The organism is [Clostridium] ultunense DSM 10521 (genome assembly GCF_000511955.1).
GTDB classification, from domain to species: Bacteria; Bacillota; Clostridia; order Tissierellales; family Tepidimicrobiaceae; genus Schnuerera; species Schnuerera ultunensis.
In genome coordinates this window covers 377,663-380,538 of the sequence record NZ_AZSU01000003.1, presented here as the reverse complement: position 1 = coordinate 380,538, position 2,876 = coordinate 377,663, and the positions used below count along the sequence as shown (strand labels likewise).

Genomic DNA, 2,876 nt, shown 5'->3' with positions numbered 1-2,876 from the left:
CAAACCTTGTTCTTATTCATCTTAACTTAGGAACTAGAGCAGCAAATTGGTCGAATAGAAATGGCAGACTGTGTGAAAATGGATACTATAATTTTAATTAATTCCAGTACAAAATACCCTACAATGGTTCTATTTCAATTCCTTATAGGTAGTCTATAAACAGAAATGTAGGCAAAGGGGATATGTGAGGAGGTGAAAGTTTCAATTCCTTATAGGTAGTCTATAAACTAGATTAAAAGGAGGATTTGTAATGAAGAGGGAATTTCGTTTCAATTCCTTATAGGTAGTCTATAAACTGTAAATGTCAATATAAGAATGTCTAAAAAGTGGAAAATAACTATGTACAAAAAGTGGACTATGAGACCCCAGAATCCTTTACCCTATTATTATCTAAATATTGTATTTTAGATTGGATTCTGTAGGATGGCCCTTTGATAGATATAATATGGCTATGGTGAAGGAGTCTGTCTAATATTGCATTAGCAATAGTTGGTGAACCAAATATATCAGGCCATTTTGAGAAATTTGAATTTGTAGTTATTATTGTACAATGCTTTTCATATCTTTTAGCTATTAGTTGAAAGAATAGATTTGAAGCATCTAAATCTATTGGTAAATAACCAATCTCATCAATTATTAATATCTTATACTTCGCAAAATGTTTAAGTCTTGTTTCTAACCTGTTTTCTAAAAGTGCCTTTTTAAGTTGTGCAATTAATTCATGAAAAGAGATAAAATATGTTGAATATCTATTTCTAGCACACTCTATTCCTATTGAGGTTGCCAAGTGGGTTTTACCCACACCTGGAGTACCTACAAAGAGAATATTTTCATTATTTTCTATAAATCTTAAACTCGCTAAATCCATTATTTGTTGTTTATTAACTGTAGGTTGAAAGTCAAAATCAAAGTCATCTAGAGTTTTGAAAAATGGGAAACTTGCTACCTTTACACATGCATTCATAGCCCTTTCTTTCTTAGCCTTAATTTCTAATTCGCTGAGCTCGTACAAGGCATCTACCAGGCTTTTATCATTGGCATTTACCATTTCTATATATTGGTCTATATTAGATTTCATATTCTTTAATTCTAAATTCTCCAGGTTATTTAACAGCTTTACATAATTATTCAATTGATCACCTCTTATTTGAGAAAACTATCTAGTATATTTAAATTCTCTAAAACTATATTATCTAAATCATTATTATCCTTGATAGATTGTGCCATTAATGACTTGTAATCCTCAGGCTCATAATTAAAATTTTTATTACTTAGTTGATGAATTCTAATTAATTCTATGTTACAATAAATATACAATTGATTATCAATTTGCTTTAAGAGTACATCTTTACCGATGTACTTTGGTGGAACTGAGTATTTTCTTCCCTTGTAATTTACTAATGAATCCTTGTGGACACTGGTTCTCAGCTCGTGATCCATATATGATTCTATTATTAAATTTTTTGGTAGGGGTTGGAGATACTCTTTTTCTTTTTGAAATAGTAATATTGGAGGTACTCCTGTAGCCTGGCACACATATTGATTCACCTTATTATTAATATTTTTAATTATTGAAATTAAATCATCTTCATCTTCAAAATCATGATTGTAGGCTAAAAGCCATTCTACAAATTTATTAGCGGCTTCAACCTTCCCTTTAGTGTAGGACTTCCTTGGCTTACAAAGGGAAATCTTAAAGCCGAAGTCATCTGCAAAAGCCTGCATTTTAGTATTAATTCTTCTCCTATTATCAACTATATCTACAACAGTTCTCATATTATCAAATAGAATCTCTTTAGGCACACCTCCTGTCTGTTTAAAAGCTTTAATTAAGGAATCAAATACATCTTGCTGGGTTCTATGTTTCTTGTACTCAAAATGGCAATATCTTGAATTGCCTAGTTTGTAGCTGAAGACATTAATGATAAATTCTTCATTATACTTTGATATTAGCTTTACATCCTCTTTCCAATCCACCTGAGCTTGTTTACCGGGTAATGTCTCAAATCTTGGATGTCCTTTAGACTTGGCTGTAGGCTTTAAATCATTATTCTTAATATATTTGTTAAAGTTGGAATATCCTCCAACATCATAACCCTTGTCCAAGAAATATTCATAGATAGCCTTTACTTTAATTCCCTTAATCTGTAACTTCTCAATTATTTCATCCTTATACTTATCTAATTTACTTGTTTTATTTCTAGTTTTAGGTTTTCCTTCATATCCTTCATAATATTTTTTTACGGTTCTTCTATCCAAGCCATATTGTCTTGCTAAATCAGAAAAATTAGGTTTTAGATCCATAAGTTTTATTATATTTAACTGTGCTCTTAAGCTACATTCCATTGCTATCCCTCCCTAAAATCAGGATAGCAAGAATGTACACTTTTGTACATTCTTATTTTCCATTAATTGTACATTTTCATTTTACCATTTACAATAAACTTATAAAAGAAGGATTAACTGATGAAGAAGCTATGTGTTTCAATTCCTTATAGGTAGTCTATAAACAGGCCCATACTCGTGCAATATACTCCACTTTGTTTATCGTTTCAATTCCTTATAGGTAGTCTATAAACGCAAATGCATATTCTTGAAGTGTAGCCTGAGTCATATGTTTCAATTCCTTATAGGTAGTCTATAAACTTCAAGTAGTATTTTCTTCATTTACTCACCTACCCATGTTTCAATTCCTTATAGGTAGTCTATAAACAATATTCTAGTCACTGGGTAGAACCGATCTACCCAAGTTTCAATTCCTTATAGGTAGTCTATAAACCGGCAAAATCACCATAAGACCGATCACCACTGAAAGTTTCAATTCCTTATAGGTAGTCTATAAACATCAACTTTATATGTCAAGATGGCTTATTCAC

The 2,876-nt window shown here is 31.0% G+C and carries 2 protein-coding genes and 1 CRISPR repeat array; both genes read right to left on the bottom strand.

Annotated elements, in window-relative coordinates; genetic code table 11:
* Window positions 1–355: 355 nt before the first annotated feature.
* On the bottom strand, window positions 356–1,132 hold the full coding sequence (gene istB, locus CUL_RS0109090) for an IS21-like element helper ATPase IstB (protein ID WP_005585552.1): 777 nt from the start codon (window positions 1,130–1,132) through the stop codon (window positions 356–358).
* Between the two features lie 11 nt (window positions 1,133–1,143).
* The gene (gene istA, locus CUL_RS0109085; RefSeq protein ID WP_025641281.1) at window positions 1,144–2,346 is read right to left on the bottom strand and encodes an IS21 family transposase; all 1,203 of its coding nucleotides are present in this window, start codon (window positions 2,344–2,346) and stop codon (window positions 1,144–1,146) included.
* A 135-nt stretch (window positions 2,347–2,481) separates the two neighbouring features.
* Window positions 2,482–2,844: a CRISPR direct-repeat array (repeat unit 30 nt; unit sequence GTTTCAATTCCTTATAGGTAGTCTATAAAC).
* Between the last annotated feature and the right edge of the window lie 32 nt (window positions 2,845–2,876).